Consider the following 21000-nt stretch of genomic DNA (forward strand, 5'->3'; position numbering starts at 1 on the left):
TCTTTCCGCGTAGCCCGTCAGTCGATGGCGGTGCTACGTTTTTTCGCAAGTCTCGCTGACTCTCACACATTTTCAGGTTAGTTTTTCTTATCCATTTTACTGACGAAAAAATCCTCACATCCCATACTACTTCATCAAAACAGTAATTTCGCATTACCTGACATTATTAAAAATCACTCGCCTTAGAAAATCTCAATCGTGACGATGAGTGCAAGTCGTTACTCTTTGTCCCCTAAATACTGGGGGGAGTCATGCTGTTACATGTTTTGTACCTGATAGGAATCACTGCCGAAGCCATGACCGGTGCACTGGCGGCGGGTCGCCGTCGGATGGATACATTCGGCGTTATCATTATTGCCACCGCGACGGCCATCGGCGGCGGCTCTGTCCGCGATATTCTGCTCGGGCACTATCCTCTGGGTTGGGTTAAACATCCCGAATACGTAATTATTGTCGCCACGGCGGCGGTCTTAACGACTATTGTGGCTCCCGTCATGCCCTATCTGCGCAAGGTGTTCCTGGTACTGGATGCCTTAGGCCTGGTCGTCTTTTCCATCATTGGCGCCCAGGTGGCCCTGGATATGGGGCATGGGCCGATCATTGCCGTCGTAGCGGCGGTTACCACCGGCGTCTTCGGTGGAGTGTTGCGCGATATGTTCTGTAAGCGTATTCCGCTCGTTTTCCAGAAAGAGTTGTACGCCGGCGTCTCATTCGCCTCTGCCGTGCTTTACATCATCCTGCAACACTATGTTTCCAATCAGGATATCGTGGTTATCTCAACCCTGATGTTTGGCTTTGTCGCCCGACTCCTGGCGCTGCGCCTTAAGCTGGGTTTGCCCGTGTTTTACTACCGCCACGAAAGCCACTAAGGGATAAAGCTCTCAATGTGCTGGGCCGCCAGCCAGTGGCTCAGTTGCTTAACTTCCGCGTTGTCCAGCCATGCCATCACCTGACGTGCGCGACGCGGGCCGACCGCCGGAAGTTGTTGCCAGTACGATTCCGTTCGCCCTGACAACTGCAGCCACGAACGATCGCCGCTGGCATTGAGCGCCGTCTGGGGTAACGGGATGCCCAGCGCCAGTATCCAGCGAATAAACGGCTGTTTTCTCACCAGATTAAACTGATGCCACACCTGCTCACTCTTCGCATTCGCAAAGCCCGGCGTGTGCTGAATCTGCTCCTGAGTTAAAGCCAGCCACGAAAAGATATGCTCAAAGTGATGCTGTTGATGAAGCGCCCGCCAGCCTGCCTCACCCACACCGTCTAACTGTAAAACAGCACCAGAGCCCGCCCAGACGAGGCGCGAGATAAACTGCTCCTGACACGATGCAGAAGCAAAAAAGCAGGTCAATGCGTTGAAGCGATTTTCAGGCGGCATCGGTTTAGTCCGTTCCGAACTCCGCCAGACGACATCGTCAATACGCGGGATCCCCTGTCCGGCAAGACTCACCAGGATCCGATCGCCTGGGGCAATATCCCACTCTTCCCAGCGGGTTACGGAACCGATATTCACCCGCTGTACCCGTTTATCGTCCAGCATGACGGGAGCGAGTGTCGCCACAACGGCGATTTTTCCGCTTTTGCCGACCGTAAACTGAATCGCTGTGACCTCAGCCACCTGCGCAACGGGCGGGTATTTCCAGGCGACCAGCCAACTCCCTTGTCCCGGTAACCACTGGCGGGACGCCGGCTCTTTGCTCATCCGCACAACGACCCCATCGGTGACAAAGGGCAAAGCGGACGTCCACCAGTGCGTACGCGCCCGTTCCACTGACTCAACATTGTCTGCCGGCAGCGTGAATTTTTTCGCGAGCGTAAACCCCGCCGCACTCAACTGGTTTACTCTTTCGGACATTGTCTGCGGGCCATCAGGCCATGCCCAGATAAAAATCCCCAGTGATGATAAGTCACTGACGTTGCCCTTGCGCATCAACAGACCCGCGACCTTCGAACGGGCATTCATTCCGCCCATTTTTTGCTGGATATGCCCTTCCTGTTGCAGAAAGATCTCGCCCTGCAACACGCTATTTGCCAGCGCACCCACCACAGTTTGCGGCACAGCAGGAATCTGTTGTACTTTTTGCGTCCAGTCTTCGCCTTTCAGGCCATCGCCACGGCTGATCGCCTGGGTCAGTTTGCCCTGCTGATATTTCAGCGTAACCGCCACGCCATCAACCTTCGGCTGTACCCACAAATCGTTGTGCTCGCGCATCCATTGCTGCATTGCTCGCTTGTCTGCCAGCTTTTGCACTCCGGTATGGGCGACAGGATGGGGGATCGTACCGCCTGGCGAGGGCAACGTCAGGCTGGGCGGGTCGTCGTCAGCAAAGCAATGCTGCCACTGGAGCAGTTGCGCATGCAGCTGATCGTAGACGCCATCCTCAACCGCGCTAACGCCCTCTTTCCAGTAGGCGTCATCCCACTGTGTAATTTGCTGTTGCAAACGAGAGATCTCCTCGTGGGCTCTGGCCGCCGACCATACCGGGCATATCGCCAGAACCTGCGAGTGCCACAACCACAACCCCATCAATATCGCTGTCCCTGTTTTCATCGCCACCTCCGTTGTACGTTGCCAGGCAGATATAGCGCGTTGCGTGACCTACGCCGAGTGACAAAAGTTAAGATTGCGTACAGGCTTCCAACGATTCCTCTCATTTGCAGCGAATGTTGCGTAAATCAGGAAACTGGCGCGCAAAAAGCAATAATCTGGCGCAAAAAGTGTGACAAAGGCTACGTCGCGTAGCGGCGACGTGTATAATAAGCCCGTATGTAGGTTCATTTTCGATAATCACATACGTAAGATACTCATGGCTCAAGGCACGCTTTATATTGTTTCTGCCCCCAGTGGCGCGGGTAAATCCAGCCTGATTCAGGCTTTGTTAAAAACCCAACCGTTGTATGACACCCAGGTTTCTGTTTCGCACACCACGCGCGCTCCGCGCCCGGGTGAGGTTCACGGCGAACATTATTTCTTTGTGAATCATGATGAATTCAGAACCATGATTGGTAACGACGCGTTTCTGGAACACGCAGAAGTTTTTGGCAATTACTACGGCACCTCGCGTGAAGCCATTGAGCAAGTACTGGCCTCCGGGGTAGATGTCTTTTTGGATATCGACTGGCAGGGCGCGCAACAAATTCGCAAGAAGATGCCGCATGCACGCAGTATCTTTATTCTGCCGCCGTCTAAACTTGAACTGGATCGCCGCTTGCGGGGTCGTGGGCAAGATAGCGAAGAGGTGATTGCAAAACGTATGGCGCAAGCTGTTGCAGAAATGAGCCATTACGCCGAATATGATTATCTTATTGTGAATGATGACTTCAACACCGCCCTGAGCGATTTGAAGACCATTATTCGCGCCGAACGTCTGCGCATGAGCCGCCAAAAGCAGCGTCATGACGCTTTAATCAGCAAACTGTTGGCAGACTGAACCCACTTTCAGTATCATGCCCAGTCATTTCTTCACCTGTGGAGCATTTTAAGTATGGCACGCGTAACTGTTCAGGACGCTGTAGAGAAAATTGGTAACCGTTTTGACCTAGTACTGGTCGCCGCGCGTCGCGCTCGTCAGATGCAGGTAGGCGGAAAGGATCCGCTCGTACCGGAAGAAAACGATAAAACTACCGTAATCGCGCTGCGCGAAATCGAAGAAGGTCTGATCAATAACCAGATCCTCGACGTACGTGAGCGCCAGGAACAGCAAGAGCAGGAAGCCGCTGAAATACAAGCCGTAACCGCAATTGCTGAAGGTCGTCGTTAATCACAAAGCGGGTCGCCCTTGTATCTGTTTGAAAGCCTGAATCAACTGATTCAACACTACCTGCCGGAAGACCAGATCAAACGTCTTCGGCAGGCGTATCTCGTTGCACGTGACGCTCACGAGGGCCAGACACGTTCAAGCGGTGAACCTTATATCACGCACCCTGTTGCCGTAGCCTGCATTCTGGCCGAAATGAAACTCGACTATGAAACGCTGATGGCTGCACTGCTGCATGACGTGATCGAAGATACTCCCGCCACCTACCAGGACATGGAACAGCTTTTTGGTAAAAGCGTTGCTGAACTGGTAGAGGGGGTATCGAAGCTTGATAAACTTAAGTTCCGCGATAAGAAAGAGGCGCAGGCCGAAAACTTTCGCAAGATGATTATGGCGATGGTGCAGGATATCCGCGTCATTCTCATCAAACTCGCCGACCGCACTCACAATATGCGCACGCTGGGCTCATTACGCCCGGACAAACGTCGCCGCATCGCTCGTGAAACCCTCGAAATTTATAGCCCGCTGGCGCATCGTTTAGGTATTCATCACATTAAAACCGAGCTCGAAGAACTGGGTTTTGAGGCGCTGTACCCGAACCGCTATCGCGTGATTAAAGAGGTGGTTAAAGCCGCACGTGGCAACCGTAAAGAGATGATCCAAAAAATCCTCTCTGAAATCGAAGGGCGTCTGCAGGAAGCGGGTATTCCGTGCCGTGTGAGTGGTCGTGAGAAGCACCTCTATTCCATCTATTGCAAGATGGTGCTTAAAGAGCAGCGTTTTCACTCAATCATGGATATCTACGCGTTTCGCGTTATCGTTCATGACGCCGACACCTGTTATCGCGTGCTCGGTCAGATGCACAGCCTCTATAAGCCGCGTCCTGGACGGGTAAAAGACTATATCGCGATTCCAAAAGCGAACGGCTATCAGTCTTTGCACACGTCGATGATCGGCCCGCACGGCGTCCCGGTTGAAGTCCAGATCCGTACAGAGGATATGGACCAGATGGCGGAAATGGGGGTCGCGGCGCACTGGGCTTATAAAGAGCACGGTGAAACCAGCACTACCGCGCAGATTCGTGCCCAGCGCTGGATGCAAAGCCTGTTGGAACTGCAGCAAAGCGCCGGTAGCTCGTTTGAATTTATCGAGAGCGTGAAATCCGATCTTTTCCCGGATGAGATTTACGTTTTCACACCGGAAGGGCGCATTGTCGAACTGCCTGCCGGTGCAACACCCGTCGACTTTGCCTATGCGGTGCATACCGATATTGGCCATGCCTGTGTGGGCGCGCGCGTCGACAGACAGCCCTACCCACTGTCGCAGCCGCTGACCAGCGGTCAGACGGTCGAAATCATTACCGCGCCGGGGGCACGCCCGAACGCCGCATGGCTTAACTTTGTCGTCAGTTCAAAAGCCCGCGCCAAGATCCGCCAGTTGCTGAAAAACCTCAAACGCGATGATTCCGTCAGTCTGGGACGCCGCCTGCTCAACCATGCGTTGGGTGGCAGTCGTAAGCTTGCCGAGATCCCGCAAGAAAGCATTCAGCGCGAACTTGAGCGGATGAAACTCGCGACGCTTGACGACCTGCTGGCAGAAATTGGCCTCGGCAATGCCATGAGCGTGGTGGTGGCGAAAAACCTGCAACAGGGTGATGCCTCTGCAATCCAGTCTGCGGCGCCGGGCCACGGTCATTTGCCCATCAAAGGCGCAGATGGTGTGCTGATTACCTTTGCCAAGTGCTGTCGTCCGATTCCTGGCGATCCGATCATTGCCCACGTCAGTCCGGGTAAAGGTCTGGTCATCCACCATGAATCCTGCCGTAACATCCGTGGTTACCAAAAAGAGCCAGAGAAGTTTATGGCGGTGGAATGGGACAAAGAGACGGAGCAGGAATTCATCACCGAAATCAAAGTGGATATGTTTAACCATCAGGGTGCACTGGCTAACCTGACGGCGGCGATCAACACCACGACCTCTAATATTCAGAGTCTGAATACCGAAGAGAAAGATGGTCGCGTCTACAGCGCCTTTATTCGCCTAACCGCGCGCGATCGCGTGCACCTGGCGAACATCATGCGCAAAATTCGCGTGATGCCAGACGTGATAAAAGTCACCCGTAACCGAAATTAACTTATAAACAAAATCATTCGAATTGCAGCAAGGTGGCAAGCGAATGAACCCCCAGGAACGTACAGAAATACGTGAATGGGGTGAGTGAGTGCCGCCAACGCCGGGGCAATTTGAAGGATGAAGCGTATATGAATGCACAGCGTTATGCCCGCATTTGCGAAATGCTCGCCAGGCGCCAGCCGGACCTGACTGTCTGCATGGAGCAGGTTCACAAACCTCATAACGTTTCTGCGATCATTCGTACCGCAGATGCCGTTGGCGTCCACGAAGTTCACGCCGTCTGGCCGGGTAGTCGTATGCGCACCATGGCCTCGGCGGCGGCAGGAAGCAACAGTTGGGTGCAGGTGAAAACCCACCGCACGATTGGCGACGCGGTCACCCATCTTAAAGGCCGGGGCATGCAGGTTCTGGCAACGCACCTCTCTGATAACGCTGTCGATTTCCGCGAAATAGATTACACGCGTCCGACCTGTATTCTGATGGGTCAGGAGAAAACCGGTATTACGCAGGAAGCACTGGATTTGGCGGATCAGGATATCATCATCCCCATGATCGGCATGGTTCAGTCGCTTAACGTTTCCGTCGCCTCTGCGTTGATTCTTTACGAAGCACAGCGCCAGCGACAGAACGCCGGAATGTACCTTCGCGAAAACAGCATGTTGCCGGAAGACGAACAGCAGCGCCTGTTGTTTGAGGGCGGCTACCCGGTGCTGGCAAAAGTCGCCAAACGCAAGGGGCTGCCCTATCCGCATGTCAATCAGCAGGGCCAAATTGAAGCCGATGACGTCTGGTGGTCCACCATGCAGGCGGCGAAGTAAATCATGAGTGGCCGCCTGTTAGATGCTGTCCCGCTCAGTTCACTAACGGGCGTTGGCGCAGCGCAAAGTAGCAAACTGGCGAAAATTGGTCTGCATACCGTGCAGGACCTGCTGTTACACCTTCCTCTGCGTTATGAAGACCGTACCCAACTCTATCCCATTGGTGAACTGCTGCCGGGCGTTTACGCCACCGTTGAAGGGGAAGTGCTGAACTGCAATATCACCTTCGGGGGTCGACGGATGATGACCTGCCAGATCAGCGACGGTTCCGGCATTCTGACAATGCGTTTTTTCAACTTTAGCGCGGCGATGAAAAACAGCCTTGCTACCGGACGGCGCGTACTGGCCTATGGCGAAGCGAAACGCGGGAAGTACGGCGCGGAGATGATCCACCCGGAATACCGGGTGCAGGGCGATCTCAGTACGCCAGAGTTGCAGGAGACACTCACCCCGGTTTATCCCACCACCGAAGGTATCAAGCAGGCGACACTGCGTAAGCTCACCGATCAGGCGTTGGATCTGCTGGACACCTGTGCCATCGCTGAACTCCTGCCGCCGGAATTATTACAGGGCATGCTCAGCCTGCCCGAAGCGCTTCGCACGCTGCATCGCCCACCGCCGACGCTACAGTTAAGCGATCTCGAGACCGGCCAACATCCAGCACAGCGTCGTCTGATCCTGGAAGAGTTACTGGCGCATAACCTGAGCATGCTGGCACTTCGTGCGGGCGCGCAGCGCTTCCATGCCCAACCGCTAAGCGCCAACGATAAGCTGAAAAACCAACTGTTAGCCTCGCTGCCTTTTAAGCCAACCGGTGCGCAGGCCCGCGTGGTGGCGGAAATCGAGCACGATATGGCTCTCGATATCCCGATGATGCGTCTGGTGCAGGGCGATGTCGGCTCCGGTAAAACGCTGGTTGCCGCGCTTGCAGCCCTGCGGGCGATTGCGCATGGTAAACAGGTCGCGCTGATGGCTCCGACCGAGCTACTGGCGGAACAGCATGCCCACAACTTCCGCAACTGGTTTGCCCCGCTTGGCGTTGAAGTCGGCTGGCTGGCGGGCAAACAAAAAGGGAAAGCTCGTCTGGCGCAACAAGACGCTATCGCCAGCGGACAGGTACAAATGGTGGTGGGGACGCACGCGATCTTCCAGGAACAGGTGCAGTTCAACGGCCTTGCGCTGGTCATCATCGATGAACAGCACCGTTTTGGCGTGCATCAGCGTCTCGCGCTGTGGGAGAAAGGCCAGCAGCAGGGTTTCCATCCGCACCAGTTGATCATGACCGCGACGCCTATTCCGCGGACGCTGGCGATGACCGCCTACGCGGATCTCGATACCTCCGTCATTGACGAACTGCCGCCCGGACGTACCCCCGTCACAACGGTGGCCATTCCGGATACCCGCCGCAGCGATATTATTGACCGGGTGCGCAACGCCTGTACGCAGGAAGGTCGCCAGGCCTACTGGGTCTGCACGCTGATTGAAGAATCCGATCTGTTAGAAGCCCAGGCCGCGGAAGCCACGTGGGAAGAGTTGAAACTCGCACTGCCAGAACTGAACGTCGGCCTGGTCCACGGACGTATGAAACCTGCCGAGAAACAGGCGGTAATGGCGGCGTTTAAGCAGGGCGAGCTGCATCTGCTGGTCGCCACGACGGTTATCGAAGTGGGTGTGGATGTCCCTAACGCCAGTCTGATGATTATCGAAAATCCGGAACGTCTCGGTTTGGCACAGTTACACCAACTGCGTGGGCGCGTCGGCCGTGGTGCGGTGGCTTCACACTGCGTGCTGCTCTACAAGTCGCCGCTATCGAAAACGGCGCAGAAACGCCTGCAGGTGCTGCGCGACAGTAGCGATGGCTTTGTGATTGCGCAAAAAGATCTCGAGATTCGCGGACCGGGTGAATTGTTGGGTACGCGGCAGACGGGGAATGCGGAATTTAAGGTGGCGGATTTACTGCGCGATCAGGCCATTATTCCGGAAGTTCAGCGCATTGCGCGCCACATTCATGAACGTTACCCACAAGAGGCAAAGGCGCTGATCGAACGCTGGATGCCAGAAACAGAGCGCTACTCTAACGCCTGACGGCAATGCACAAGCGCGGCAGTTTATCCCCACCGCGCCCTCTCTCTATTGCGCAAAAATGGGCAGTAGCAGATACAGTTTGATCACCAGCGCATTGACGATGTCGATGAAAAACGCACCGACCATTGGCACCACCAGAAAGGCCATATGTGAAGGCCCGAATCGCTCGGTAATCGCCTGCATGTTGGCAATTGCCGTTGGTGTCGCCCCCAGACCAAACCCGCAATGTCCCGCTGCCAGCACGGCTGCATCGTAGTTTTTGCCCATCATCCGCCAGGTCACCACTATTGCATACAGCGCCATAAAGATGGACTGCACGACCAGGATCGCCAGCATCGGCAGGGCCAGTGATGCCAGTTCCCACAGCTTCAGGCTCATCAGCGCCATGGCCAGAAACAGCGACAGACTGACGTTCCCGAGGACAGACACCGCACGCTCAAAGACACGATAAAATCCCACCGCGGCCAAACCGTTGCTGACAATCACGCCGACAAACAGCACGCAAACAAACGTCGGCAGCTCAAACACCGTTCCCGCCAATAGTTGCGCAACAATCCGGCCTACGGTCAGACAGATAGCAATAAGCGCAATGGTTTCGATCAATACCAGAGAGGTGATCATGCGCCCGACGTCCGGTTTTTCAAACGCGGTAGGCACCGCCTGATCGTCAGGCATGCCGTCCGGTGTCGTCGAGTGTTTGACCAGGTAACGCGCAACAGGCCCGCCAATCAGCCCCCCGAGGATCAAACCAAAGGTAGCGCACGCCATCGCCACTTCGGTCGCGTTAGCAAAGCCGTAGCGTTCGATAAACAACTTACTCCAGGCCGCGCCGGTACCGTGTCCACCAGACAGCGTGATCGAGCCGGCAATCAGCCCCATCAATGGATCAAGTCCCAGCAGGCTGGCCATCCCGATGCCGATGGCGTTTTGCATCAGCAGCAACCCCACCACCACGATCAGGAAAATCCCCACTACGCGACCACCTGCCCGCAGGCTGGCGATGTTGGCGTTTAAACCGATGGTTGCGAAAAATGCCAGCATCAGCGGATCGCGCAAGGTCATATCGAAGTTCACTTCCCAACCCATGCTCTTTTTCAGCACCAACAGGGCCAGCGCCACCAGCAACCCGCCGGCAACGGGTTCTGGAATCGTGTATTTCTTGAGAAAGGAGACGGACTGAACCAGTTTACGCCCCAGCAGCAACGTCAGCGTTGCGGCAACGAGGGTTGATAAGGTATCGAGTTGAAACATACAAAGCTCCTTGAGTACGTCTGAATCAGTTACGCACGATGTCTTATTCCTGAGACTATTTTTAGCTTTTAATGGCAATTCGGCACGGATTTTAAGCAGAAAAGCGCGGTAAGTTATATAAAAATGTTATTTTATCTATTTTAAATATTAAGAATACCCACTCGCAAACGTTTGCTTTTACCCTCTGCTCAGATAAAATGCCCGCTTTGTCACCACGGGATTATCACTGATGTCTGTTAACACCCTCGAGTCCGAAAATGCGCAACCGGTTGCGCAGACTCAAAACAGCGAACTGATTTATCGTCTTGAGGATCGCCCGCCGCTTCCACAAACCCTGTTTGCCGCCTGTCAGCATCTGCTGGCGATGTTCGTTGCGGTGATTACGCCGGCGCTGCTCATCTGTCAGGCGCTGGGGTTACCGGCTCAGGATACGCAACACATTATCAGTATGTCGCTGTTCGCCTCCGGCGTGGCCTCCATTATTCAGATTAAAGCGTGGGGTCCGGTAGGTTCAGGGTTGTTATCGATTCAGGGCACCAGTTTTAACTTCGTGGCACCGCTGATTATGGGCGGTACGGCACTGAAAACCGGTGGCGCAGATGTCCCCACCATGATGGCGGCGCTGTTTGGTACCCTGATGCTGGCCAGTTGCACAGAAATGGTGCTCTCCCGCATCCTGCATCTTGCGCGTCGTATTATCACTCCGCTGGTCTCGGGCGTGGTGGTGATGATCATCGGCCTGTCGCTGATTCAGGTTGGTCTAACGTCCATCGGCGGCGGCTATGCCGCGATGAGCGACAACACCTTCGGGGCCCCAAAAAATCTGATGCTGGCAGGCGTTGTGCTACTGCTGATTATTCTGCTCAACCGTCAGCGTAATCCGTACCTGCGCGTGGCTTCACTGGTTATCGCCATGGCCGCAGGTTATGCACTGGCGTGGTTTATGGGCATGCTGCCAGAAAACAGCGCGCCAGCCTCCCAGGAACTGATCATGGTGCCGACACCGTTGTACTACGGTCTGGGCATTGACTGGAATCTGCTGCTGCCGCTGATGCTGGTGTTTATGATCACTTCTCTGGAGACCATCGGCGATATCACCGCAACGTCCGACGTTTCCGAGCAGCCCGTTTCTGGCCCGCTGTACATGAAACGTCTGAAGGGGGGTGTTTTGGCGAACGGCCTGAACTCATTCGTCTCTGCGGTCTTTAACACCTTCCCGAACTCCTGTTTCGGACAGAATAACGGGGTCATTCAGTTGACCGGCGTGGCCAGTCGCTACGTTGGCTTCGTGGTTGCGCTGATGCTGATCGTACTCGGCCTGTTCCCGGCGGTGAGCGGCTTTGTGCAGCATATTCCTGAGCCGGTACTCGGCGGGGCTACGCTTGTCATGTTCGGTACTATCGCGGCATCTGGCGTACGTATTGTTTCCCGTGAACCGCTGAACCGCCGCGCGATCCTGATTATTGCGCTGTCGCTGGCAGTCGGTCTTGGTGTCTCTCAGCAGCCGCTGATCCTGCAGTTCGCACCTGACTGGGTGAAAAATCTGCTCTCTTCCGGAATCGCTGCGGGCGGAATCACCGCTATTGTACTGAACCTGATTTTCCCACCTGAAAAGCAGTAAACGCTTTGCGACGGTGATTCAACTTCACCGTCGCTATCATACTCTTTCACGATTCCTGCCTTGAGGATTGCGCGTAAATCGTGCATAACTCAACTATGTGCACTTCGCAGGATGGAAGACCATGAAATTTATTGGAAAGCTGATTATCTACGTGCTGATCGCCCTTCTGGTGGTGATTCTCGGCCTCTATTTCCTGCTGCAAACACGCTGGGGCGCAGAACACATCAGTTCCTGGATATCTGAGCACAGCGACTATCGACTGTCCTTTGAGGCGATGGACCATCGTTTTTCTTCTCCTTCGCATATCCTGCTGAAAAACGTCACCTTTGGCCGCGACGGGCAACCCGCCACGCTTGTGGCAAAAACGGTCGATATTGGCCTGAGCACTCGCCAACTGACGCATCCACGACATGTCGATACGATCCTACTACAAAATGGCACCCTGAATATTTCTCCTCAGACGGCACCGCTCCCCCTCCAGGCCGATCGCCTGCAGTTGCTGGATATGGCGTTTAACAGCCCTGGCAGCGAGTGGGATCTGAGCGCCCAACGAGTGAATGGCGGCATCATCCCCTGGCTGCCTGAAGCCGGTAAAGTGCTCGGCGGCAAAGCGCAAATCCAGCTCAGCGCCGGCTCTCTGACGCTGAATGATGTTCCTGCTGCCAACGTCCTGATTGAAGGCAGTATCGATAACGAACAGGTGACATTAAGCAATATCGGCGCAGATATCGCGCGCGGTGCCTTAACCGGCGTGGCAAAACGCCATGCCGACGGCAGTTGGATGGTTGAGAATCTGCGTCTGAACGATATCCGACTGCAAAGCGATAAATCGTTGGCAGACTTTTTCGCGCCGCTTAATACCATTCCGTCGCTACAGATTAATCGCCTTGAGGTCACCGACGCGCGTCTTCAGGGCCCGGACTGGGCGGTCACCGATCTTGACCTTAGCTTGCGCAATCTGACCTTCAGCAAAGACGACTGGCAAACGCAGGAAGGCAAACTGTCGATGAATGCCAGCGAGTTCATTTTTGGCTCATTGCACCTGTTCGATCCCATTCTGAATGCCGAATTTTCACCGCAAGGTATCGCACTGCGCCAGTTCACCACCCGCTGGGAGGGCGGTATGGTCAGAACCTCCGGCAACTGGCTGCGCGAGGGTAAAGCGCTGATCCTCGATGACGCGGCCATCGCGGGCATAGAGTACACCCTGCCGGAAAACTGGAAACAGCGCTGGATGCAGCCGCTACCGGCATGGCTGAACAGCCTGACGCTGAAGAAATTTAATGCCAGCCGCAACCTGGTGATTGATATCGATCCGACGTTCCCGTGGCAGTTGACCGCGCTGGATGGCTATGGCGCGAATCTGGGGCTGGTGCAAAACCAGCAATGGGGCGTCTGGAGCGGAAATGCAACCCTTAATGCCGCTGCCGCCACCTTCAACCGCGTCGACGTGCGCCGTCCCTCCTTGTCTTTAGCTGCCAACGCCAACACGGTGAACATCAGTGAACTGAGCGCCTTTACGGAAAGAGGGATTCTGGAAGCAACCGCCAGCGTGTCGCAGTTACCACCACGCCAGACGCAGGTCAGCCTGAATGGACGCGGCGTCCCGGTGAACGTTCTGCAACCGTGGGGATGGCCGACTCTGCCGATCGCCGGTGACGGCAATATTCAACTGACCGCCAACGGTACAGTACAGGCTAACGCGCCCCTCAAACCCACGGTGAATGGGCAGTTGCACGCCGTGAATGCGGATAAACAGCAGGTCACGCAAACCATGCAGGCTGGCGTCGTCTCTGCGGGTGAAGTGACGTCGACCGAACCCGCTCCAACAACCCCCGCTCCCGTTACGCCGTAATCTCCCCACCTCGCCCCCGGATGTTCTCGATCCGGGGCGTTTTTCGCATGAAAACGAAACAGGTACTCATTTATCGGCTATTTGTGCCTATTTCCCGCAACAGGTTTTCATCTCCACAGAGAGTTGTTATAACGATGAGGTTGGAAGTCTTATTTAATAATTACAAACACTCTATATAAAATAAAGGAATAGCCATGTCTGTAATACGTCAACGTATTCTGGCGGATATGCAAAGATTCTCCAGAGCAATGATCGGGGCGGTCTTGTTCTTACCTGTTATTGGCTTAATTCTGGCCTTAAGCTCAATATTAACTAACCCGACGCTTATATCCGAAACCAGCTTTTTACATCAAATAGGTCAACTCCTTGGTGATACCTTCTGGCCATTATTTGGCAACCTGGGACTGCTTTTCTGTGTCGGGATCAGTTATGGCCTGGCGAAAGATAAAAAAACCGAAGTCGCACTGGTTGCCGTCATGTGCTTTATTATGTTTTTGGGCGCTAACCACTCCTGGCTGGAATATACTCACGGCATCGCTGAAAAGGTCAATGGCGAATATTATGGCACCGGACAAACGCAAATTTTAGGTTTTGTCGTTGTCGATATGGGGATCTTTTTAGGGATTATTCTCGGCTGCACCATTGCCTGGGTACACAATAAAGTCTCTGAAATAGAACTGCCTGGCGCACTCTCGATGTATGGCGGGGCGAAACTGACCTTAATCGCCATGACGCCGGTGATCCTCTTTTACGCTATTGCGTTTACCTGGTTCTGGCCATTCATAACGCACGGCATCGCCGCGTTAACCAGTTTCATGAAAAATGCCGGGGTAGCAGGCGTCTTCGTGTACGGTTTCTTTGAAAAATTCCTGATTCCAACAGGGCTGCACCACTTTGTCTGGTCACCGTTCCAGTTAACCCAGATTGGCGGAACCCTGAACGTTGACGGGCAAGTCGTCTCCGGGACGCAGGCTATCTTCCTGGCCTATATGCGCCATCCGGATCTCACCCCGGTGATGAACGAAGCGCTACGCTTTTCCCAGCAGGGGATGACGACGATCTTTGGCCTTTCCGGCGCGGCGCTGGCGTTCTACCACACCGCCACACCGGAGAAGAAAATGATGGCGAAGGCAATTCTGTTGCCCGCGATTATTACCTCTATTCTGACCGGAATTACCGAACCGATTGAATTTACGTTCCTGTTTATTTCACCGCTGTTATGGCTGATTCACGCCACGCTGACCGCCGCTTCTCAGGCGATTTGCGATCTGCTGACGGTTCGCCCGTGGGGCGCGTCCGGACTCATTGAGTTTCTGATTTATAACCTGCCGCTACCGGCAGCCCTCACCCGCTGGCCGTTATACGTCCTGATCGGTATCGGGCAGTTCGCTGCGTACTACGTGATTTTCCGCACCCTGGTTATCAAACTGAACCTGAAAACCCCGGGTCGCGAAGATGACGGCGAAGTGAAGCTCTACAGCAAAGAAGATTACCGCAATAAAAAGGCCAACGCAGGTCAGGCCGTCACCGATGAGATCATTAAAGGCTTAGGTGGCAAAGAGAACATTATTTCTGTTGATAACTGTTTTACCCGATTACGCGTCGCGCTCCATCATCCCGACAAAATTGATGAAGCCCTGTTAAAAACGACCGGCGCCAATGGCGTAGTGCGTAATCAAAATGAAGTTCAGGTTATTTACGGTGTGAGGGTTGGACAGGTTCGATCCCGGGTAGATAACTGGCTGGCAAATAATTAATCAGGAGTTGTTATGAAATTAACTGTATTAGGTGGAGGCGGTGTTCGTTCCGCGTTCCTGGCAAAATCTCTGGCCTATAATGCACATCGTATTGGTTTACAAGAAGTGGTATTCCTCGATAATGCAGAAGAGAACCTGAAAATTTTCGGCGAAATCGCCCGTTATGTTTTTGCCACGATTCGACCTGATATTCGTTTCAGCCTGACGACGGATCCGGTATCCGCATTAAAGAACAGCAATTATGTCATCACCACGCTGCGTGTCGGCGGCGATGAAAGCCGCGTGCGCGATGAACGTATTGCGCTGAACCATAACACATTGGGTCAGGAGACCACCGGAGCGGGCGGTTTTGCGATGGCGATGCGCTCAATTCCCGCCATTCTCAATTACTGCCGCCTGATTGAAGAGCATGCCGCCCCCGATGCCATTCTGTTCAACTTTACCAACCCTTCCGGGCTGGTTACCGAAGCCATCATTAAGTCCGGGTTTAAACGTCGGGTTTATGGCATTTGCGATGCGCCCTCGGAGCTGATTCGCGAACTGCCCGCCATCCTCAACTGCGACGAAGCGGATTTGAAAGTGGAATGCTATGGTCTGAACCACTTCTCCTGGTTTACCCACTTCACTGTGAAAGGGGAGGACGTGACCGACAAACTGGTGAGCAACCCGGAACTGTACAGTAAAACGGCGATGCAGTACTTCTCACCGGTGCTGGTTCAGCTTTGCGACAAGCAGTTGCTGAATGAATATCTCTACTACTACTACTATCGCGAAGTAGCACTGAAAGCGATTCAGGATGCGCCGGAAACCCGCGGTGAAGCCATTGCACGGATCAACAAGGAAATGCGCGAGGAACTCCAGAACGTGGATGCGCAGGCAAACCCGGAAGCCGCATTTGATATCTGGATGAAACACTATCTGCGCCGCGAAAATAGCTATATGCAAAACGAGTCGCATCAGGAAAAATTCAATACTCGCACACCGTTAACGCTGCAACAGTTTATTGAAGAGCCGGATAGTGGCGGTTACGCAGGGGTGGCGCTGGATATTCTTGAAGCCGTGAACAGTTCCACCAGCAAGCGCATTGTTGTCTCGTTACAAAATAACGGTACGCTGGATTTCTTACGTCCTGATGATGTTATTGAGATCAGCTGTGACCTGAGCAAAGAGGGGCTGAAACCCGTTACGCCAATCCACGTACCGGACGCCCAGAAAAACATGATCTCCTGCGTTAAAGAGTACGAACGTCTGGCAGTGGACGCCATCATGCGCAAAGATAAGAGTCTGGCTATCCGCGCATTAATGGCGCACCCGCTGATTGGCTCCTGGTCACTGGCCAAACAGCTGGTTAGCGAGTATCTCGACGAAGCGCAGTTTAGCGACTGGAAATGATCGTCCCCGGGGCGTCGACTGACGCCCCGCCCGGATTTTGCAAAAACCAGAGCTTCAGCAGATGTTCGAATCCCAGGATGCAGTAACCAAAGAAAGGATTGCTCCAGTAGATATCATCATCAAACTTTTGTGGATCGTGGATGATGACGGCGGTGTCCGCCGCCTGGGCAAGCGGGCTTTGATAGTCACCGGTAAAGCAGACCAGGTCGGTATTTTTTCCTTCCAGCGCTTTGACCCAGTTTAATGCCGAACTGCTGCGACCGGATTTAGACACCAGCCAGATAGAGTCGAATTTTGCAGCCGTTTTTTGTTCAAGTATTTCATAGTCCGGCCAAAGTGCCAGACTGGCATTCACGCCAATCACCAGGAATTTATTATAAATATATTGAGCAATCAGTTGAGAGAAGCCGCTACCATGAATAAGAATACGGTCGTGTTGCAGCCGATTTAATAGCTGCGACAGGTTTTCGGCAGGCTGGATATTCATAAAGTTAATATCATTTGTCACATCAAGTTTTGGCATTGTGATATTAAACTTAATGAAGTACACCAACTCCAGCCAACCGCTAAACTTGAGTTTTTTCGCCAGTCGAACCAGCGAGGACGGGTTGCTGTAACAGTGCTCCGCGACTGTGCGAATACCCTCACGAATGCATTGCTCTGGATTATTCTGAATAAAGCGCAGGACGGTGACTTCTGTCTTACTTAATTTTACATCACGAAATACATTTTCCAGTTCCATTTTAAGCTCCTGTGAGTGCAAAATAAATTTATCACTTTTTAAAACAATCGGTCTGTGCAACAGGTCACTTCATCACAATTTCATATTAAAAAAAGAAATGAATAAAAATCTAGCATTACTCGCGATGATGTTTTTCTTGTGGGGAAATATCACGGCAATTAACAGCGTGCTGATCATATTTTTCTATCAGTATTTTCATCTGTCATGGTCGCAGTCTATTTTCATTACCGTTATTTTTTACGTTGCCCCTTTTCTGACCTGCCTGCCCTGCTCAATGCTGATTGAACGCCAGGGATACCGTAAGGTACTGCTGCTGTCGCTAACGTTGTCGGTTGCGGGATGTCTGATGTTCGCCCTTGCACTGCAACTGGATTCCTTCGCCCTGTCACTGCTGGCGATGTTTGTGGTGGCAACTGGCGTGGCGGCGATGCAGGTTGTCGCTAACCCTTATCTGACGTTGCTCAGCCCGCCACACAAACGGATCGGCAATCTGTGCCTGGCCTCTGCCGTTAATTCGCTGGGCACTACGCTTGCCCCCATGCTGGTTGCACTGCTGCTGGCGTTTTCCCCGGTTGATATCCTGGCACGCGAAGAGCCCATCAGCGCGCTCTGGCTTTGCCTCGCCCTCTTTTCGCTGGCGCTGATTGCGGGGGTTTTCTGGATCCGCCTGCCGGATGTGGTGCGCCCGGAAAAAGCCGCGTCCGGGACGCATAATGCCTGGAAGAACAGAGAACTGTTATTCAGCGTGGCGGCGATTTTTGTTTATGTTGGCGTCGAGGTGAGCCTTGCAACCAGCCTGGTGAAATATCTCATCACCATCGGCGGCTGGAGCACCACGGCCGCGATGTCGCTGGTCTCTTTTTACTGGGGAGGTGCGCTGGCGGGTCGTTTTCTTTATGGTCTGCTCGCCGACAAAACAGGCAATTACACGCCGTTTCTGGTGGCGACACTGGCCTGTGCAACGGCGGTTATCATGGCGATATGGCTGAACGATATCACCGGCGGTTACCTGCTTATCCTGACCGGCTTAGGAAACTCGATTCTGTATCCGATTATCTTCGGGCATACCATCAACAAAAATCCGGCAATTGCCAACATTTCTGCCGCAGCCATGGTGATGGCCGGGATTGGCGGCGCGGTCATTCCCTTATTGCAGGCGGTCTGCATTGACGGACTCAATCTCCGGTTCAGCTTTTTACTACCGGTCGTGCTGTATCTGCTGCTGGCGCTGTGGGGGCGGCTGAATCTCCGCCCCCTCGCTACATCCGCTTAAAGCGTAATGACGATCTCATGACTCTGCGGTGTTACCACCACGCCCGGTTCGCTGCCCCGATGTGAACCACCGCGAATACCGCTAATTTGCGCAATGTTACGCAGGCACAGCGTCCAGCTGTGCGCATCGCCATTCCCCGTCACGGTGAGGGTGTTGCCATTGCGCTTAGCGGTCAGCGTAAAGACAACCGAACCGTCCGCCGCAGGGACTTCACAAACGGCTTCGCGTCCCTCGTCGAGAGCGAACAACTGAAAGGCGGTGCCGTCGTTCCACGCGTAATCCGGCTTTTGATTATTGCTGCCCAGCGCCAGCAGAGTGTTGTCACGCACGTACACTGGCAGACTCAGGAAGTCATGCTGCTGTTTGTGCCAGCGACTGCCCTGCACTTCGTCGTTGCGCCACAGGTGCGTCCAGCGTCCTTCCGGCAGGTAAAACTGCACGTCACCGGCTTGCGAGAACACCGGTGCCACCATCACAGAATCACCCAGCATATACTGACGGTCGAGATAATCGCATGCCGGATCGTCCGGGAACTCCAGCATCATGGCGCGCATCATCGGCGTGCCCCGTTCGTGCGCACGAACCGCCTCCCGGTACAGATACGGCATCATGCGGCACTTCTGCTCGGTGAAGTAGCGCACCACATCGCAGGATTCATCGTCATACGCCCAGGGCACACGATAGGATTTACTGCCGTGCAAGCGACTGTGGCTGGAGAGCAGACCAAACGCACACCAGCGTTTATAGACGTGTGCCGGCGCGGTATTCTCGAAGCCGCCGATATCATGGCTCCAGAAGCCAAACCCGGACAAGCCGATAGACAAGCCGCCGCGCAGGCTTTCCGCCATTGACTCATAGTTGGCGTAACAGTCGCCGCCCCAGTGCACCGGGAATTGTTGGGCACCCACGGAAGCGGATCGGGCAAACAGAACCGCCTCTTCTTCACCCACGGTCTCTTTCAGTACGTTCCATACCAGCTCGTTGTAGATATACGCATAATGGTTGTGCATTTTCTGCGGATCGGAACCATCAAACCATTGCACATCGGTCGGGATACGCTCGCCGAAGTCGGTCTTGAAACAGTCAACGCCGATATCCACCAGACCTTTCAGTTTGCTGGCATACCATTCACAGGCCTGCGGATTGGTGAAGTCATAAATCGCCAGCCCCGGCTGCCATTTATCCCACTGCCACAGAGAACCATCCGGACGCTTCAGCAGATAGCCTTTCTCTTTGAGTTCATTGAAAATCGGTGATTTCTGTCCAATGTACGGGTTGATCCAAACGCAGACCTTCAGCCCTTTCTCCTTCAGCCGACGAATCATCCCTTCCGGGTCCGGGAAGGTCACCGGATCCCATTCGAAATCACACCACTGGAAGGCCTTCATCCAGAAGCAATCGAAGTGGAAGACGTGCAGCGGCAGATTGCGCTTTGCCATGCCATCAATGAAGCTGTTTACCGTCGCCTCGTCGTAGTTGGTGGTGAACGAGGTGGTCAGCCACAGGCCAAACGACCAGGCTGGCGGCAGCGCCGGACGCCCCGTGAAGCGGGTATAGCGGTTCAGCACTTCTTTCGGCGTCGGGCCGTCGATCACGAAGTATTCGAGATATTCGCCTTCGACGCTGAACTGCACTTTCGACACCTTCTCCGAGCCGATTTCAAACGAGACGCACTGTGGATGGTTGACCAGTACGCCGTAGCCACGGTTAGTCATGTAAAACGGGATGTTTTTGTAAGACTGCTCAGTGCTGGTGCCGCCGTCGCGGTTCCAGGTTTCTATCGTCTGGCCATTGCGCACCAGTGCGGTAAAGCGCTCGCCCAGACCGTAAACCGTCTCGCCGACGCCCAGATCCAGGCGCTCGAACATGTAGTTTCGCTGCGTGTCGGTGTCCTGCACATAGCCGTTGTTCTTCAACTGACTGCCGGTGATGCGCACGCCGTTACGCAGGAAATCCAGCGACCAGAACTCACCTTTGGTAACGCGTACGCTTAAGTTACCGCTTTTCAATTCAGCAACGTCAGCCGTGTTCTGGATGTCGACCTTCACGTCCTGTAAAACGTTGAGCGGGTAATGCGGACCGTTATCCAGCGCCCCCTGAAAGTGTTCCATGCGTACGCCCACAACCCCTTCCTGCGGCGAAAAGAAACGCAACGTAAACAGCGGGGTATCCAGTTGCCAGGTGCGTTCACGTACGTCGCGCGGTGCGGCATAAACCACCAGTTCGTTACCGTGCTGTTCTACATCAAACACCTGGATCGGATGAGTCAAATTAAGGCCCGGCTGAATCAGCCAGTTCCCGTCGCTAATCTTCAT

The 21000-nt window shown here is 54.1% G+C and carries 15 protein-coding genes; 11 read left to right on the top strand and 4 right to left on the bottom strand.

The annotated features are described in order from the left end of the window. The first annotated feature begins 251 nt into the window (after positions 1-251). On the top strand, positions 252-869 hold the full coding sequence (locus GBC03_03860) for a trimeric intracellular cation channel family protein (protein ID QFS69408.1): 618 nt from the start codon (positions 252-254) through the stop codon (positions 867-869). Here the strand turns inward: GBC03_03860 and ligB are convergent. Then, positions 866-2551 (bottom strand): NAD-dependent DNA ligase LigB, encoded by a 1686-nt coding sequence (gene ligB, locus GBC03_03865; GenBank protein ID QFS69409.1) that lies wholly within the window; start codon positions 2549-2551, stop codon positions 866-868. The two genes, GBC03_03860 and ligB, sit on opposite strands and share 4 nt — an antisense overlap. Before the next feature lie 256 nt (positions 2552-2807). Here ligB and GBC03_03870 point away from each other — a divergent pair, with 256 nt between their 5' ends. The 5 genes from GBC03_03870 (at position 2808) to recG (ending at position 8794) form a co-directional block, all read left to right on the top strand. Beyond that, entirely contained in the window at positions 2808-3431 is a 624-nt protein-coding gene (locus GBC03_03870; GenBank protein ID QFS73906.1) for a guanylate kinase, read from the top strand. 54 nt (positions 3432-3485) lie between these two features. Further along, entirely contained in the window at positions 3486-3761 is a 276-nt protein-coding gene (gene rpoZ, locus GBC03_03875; GenBank protein ID QFS69410.1) for a DNA-directed RNA polymerase subunit omega, read from the top strand. Between the two features lie 18 nt (positions 3762-3779). Continuing rightward, complete coding sequence (gene spoT, locus GBC03_03880; protein ID QFS69411.1) at positions 3780-5891, top strand: bifunctional GTP diphosphokinase/guanosine-3',5'-bis pyrophosphate 3'-pyrophosphohydrolase; 2112 nt, start codon at positions 3780-3782, stop codon at positions 5889-5891. A gap of 128 nt (positions 5892-6019) precedes the next feature. Next, positions 6020-6709: a tRNA (guanosine(18)-2'-O)-methyltransferase TrmH gene (gene trmH / locus GBC03_03885; GenBank protein QFS69412.1), complete on the top strand. Its 690-nt coding sequence runs from the start codon at positions 6020-6022 to the stop codon at positions 6707-6709. A gap of 3 nt (positions 6710-6712) precedes the next feature. Further along, entirely contained in the window at positions 6713-8794 is a 2082-nt protein-coding gene (gene recG, locus GBC03_03890; GenBank protein QFS69413.1) for an ATP-dependent DNA helicase RecG, read from the top strand. A 45-nt stretch (positions 8795-8839) separates the two neighbouring features. Here the strand turns inward: recG and gltS are convergent, their stop codons facing one another. Then, positions 8840-10045 (bottom strand): sodium/glutamate symporter, encoded by a 1206-nt coding sequence (gltS, locus tag GBC03_03895; protein QFS69414.1) that lies wholly within the window; start codon positions 10043-10045, stop codon positions 8840-8842. A gap of 229 nt (positions 10046-10274) precedes the next feature. Between gltS and xanP the strand changes: the two genes are divergently transcribed. From xanP to GBC03_03915, 4 genes are all read left to right on the top strand, one after another. Beyond that, entirely contained in the window at positions 10275-11666 is a 1392-nt protein-coding gene (gene xanP / locus GBC03_03900) for a xanthine/proton symporter XanP (protein ID QFS69415.1), read from the top strand. Between the two features lie 121 nt (positions 11667-11787). After that, positions 11788-13521 (top strand): AsmA family protein, encoded by a 1734-nt coding sequence (locus GBC03_03905; protein QFS69416.1) that lies wholly within the window; start codon positions 11788-11790, stop codon positions 13519-13521. Positions 13522-13715: 194 nt separating this feature from the next. Further along, the gene (locus GBC03_03910) at positions 13716-15278 is read left to right on the top strand and encodes a PTS glucose transporter subunit IIBC (protein ID QFS69417.1); all 1563 of its coding nucleotides are present in this window, start codon (positions 13716-13718) and stop codon (positions 15276-15278) included. 12 nt (positions 15279-15290) lie between these two features. Then, entirely contained in the window at positions 15291-16670 is a 1380-nt protein-coding gene (locus GBC03_03915; protein ID QFS69418.1) for a glycoside hydrolase, read from the top strand. Here the strand turns inward: GBC03_03915 and GBC03_03920 are convergent. Then, complete coding sequence (locus GBC03_03920; protein ID QFS69419.1) at positions 16654-17412, bottom strand: SIS domain-containing protein; 759 nt, start codon at positions 17410-17412, stop codon at positions 16654-16656. The genes GBC03_03915 and GBC03_03920 overlap by 17 nt on opposite strands. A gap of 97 nt (positions 17413-17509) precedes the next feature. On the opposite strand from GBC03_03920, the gene GBC03_03925 reads away from it, so the two are divergent. Next, positions 17510-18685 (top strand): MFS transporter, encoded by a 1176-nt coding sequence (locus tag GBC03_03925; protein ID QFS69420.1) that lies wholly within the window; start codon positions 17510-17512, stop codon positions 18683-18685. On the opposite strand, the gene yicI is transcribed toward GBC03_03925, so the two are convergent. After that, the gene (gene yicI / locus GBC03_03930; GenBank protein ID QFS69421.1) at positions 18682-21000 is read right to left on the bottom strand and encodes an alpha-xylosidase; all 2319 of its coding nucleotides are present in this window, start codon (positions 20998-21000) and stop codon (positions 18682-18684) included. The two genes, GBC03_03925 and yicI, sit on opposite strands and share 4 nt — an antisense overlap.

Origin of the sequence: Citrobacter telavivensis (assembly GCA_009363175.1) — a bacterium.
In the GTDB taxonomy this organism is placed as follows: domain Bacteria; phylum Pseudomonadota; class Gammaproteobacteria; order Enterobacterales; family Enterobacteriaceae; genus Citrobacter_A; species Citrobacter_A telavivensis.

Coding starts and splice junctions, on each gene's coding strand:
- GBC03_03870 (QFS73906.1), top strand. CDS start 2,808: ATGGCTCAAGGCACGCTTTATATTGTTTCTGCCCCCAGTGGCGCGGGT.
- gltS (QFS69414.1), bottom strand. CDS start 10,045: ATGTTTCAACTCGATACCTTATCAACCCTCGTTGCCGCAACGCTGACG.
- rpoZ (QFS69410.1), top strand. CDS start 3,486: ATGGCACGCGTAACTGTTCAGGACGCTGTAGAGAAAATTGGTAACCGT.
- GBC03_03920 (QFS69419.1), bottom strand. CDS start 17,412: ATGGAACTGGAAAATGTATTTCGTGATGTAAAATTAAGTAAGACAGAA.
- GBC03_03925 (QFS69420.1), top strand. CDS start 17,510: ATGAATAAAAATCTAGCATTACTCGCGATGATGTTTTTCTTGTGGGGA.
- ligB (QFS69409.1), bottom strand. CDS start 2,551: ATGAAAACAGGGACAGCGATATTGATGGGGTTGTGGTTGTGGCACTCG.
- GBC03_03915 (QFS69418.1), top strand. CDS start 15,291: ATGAAATTAACTGTATTAGGTGGAGGCGGTGTTCGTTCCGCGTTCCTG.
- GBC03_03910 (QFS69417.1), top strand. CDS start 13,716: ATGTCTGTAATACGTCAACGTATTCTGGCGGATATGCAAAGATTCTCC.
- GBC03_03860 (QFS69408.1), top strand. CDS start 252: ATGCTGTTACATGTTTTGTACCTGATAGGAATCACTGCCGAAGCCATG.
- trmH (QFS69412.1), top strand. CDS start 6,020: ATGAATGCACAGCGTTATGCCCGCATTTGCGAAATGCTCGCCAGGCGC.
- recG (QFS69413.1), top strand. CDS start 6,713: ATGAGTGGCCGCCTGTTAGATGCTGTCCCGCTCAGTTCACTAACGGGC.
- yicI (QFS69421.1), bottom strand. CDS start 21,000: ATGAAGATTAGCGACGGGAACTGGCTGATTCAGCCGGGCCTTAATTTG.
- xanP (QFS69415.1), top strand. CDS start 10,275: ATGTCTGTTAACACCCTCGAGTCCGAAAATGCGCAACCGGTTGCGCAG.
- GBC03_03905 (QFS69416.1), top strand. CDS start 11,788: ATGAAATTTATTGGAAAGCTGATTATCTACGTGCTGATCGCCCTTCTG.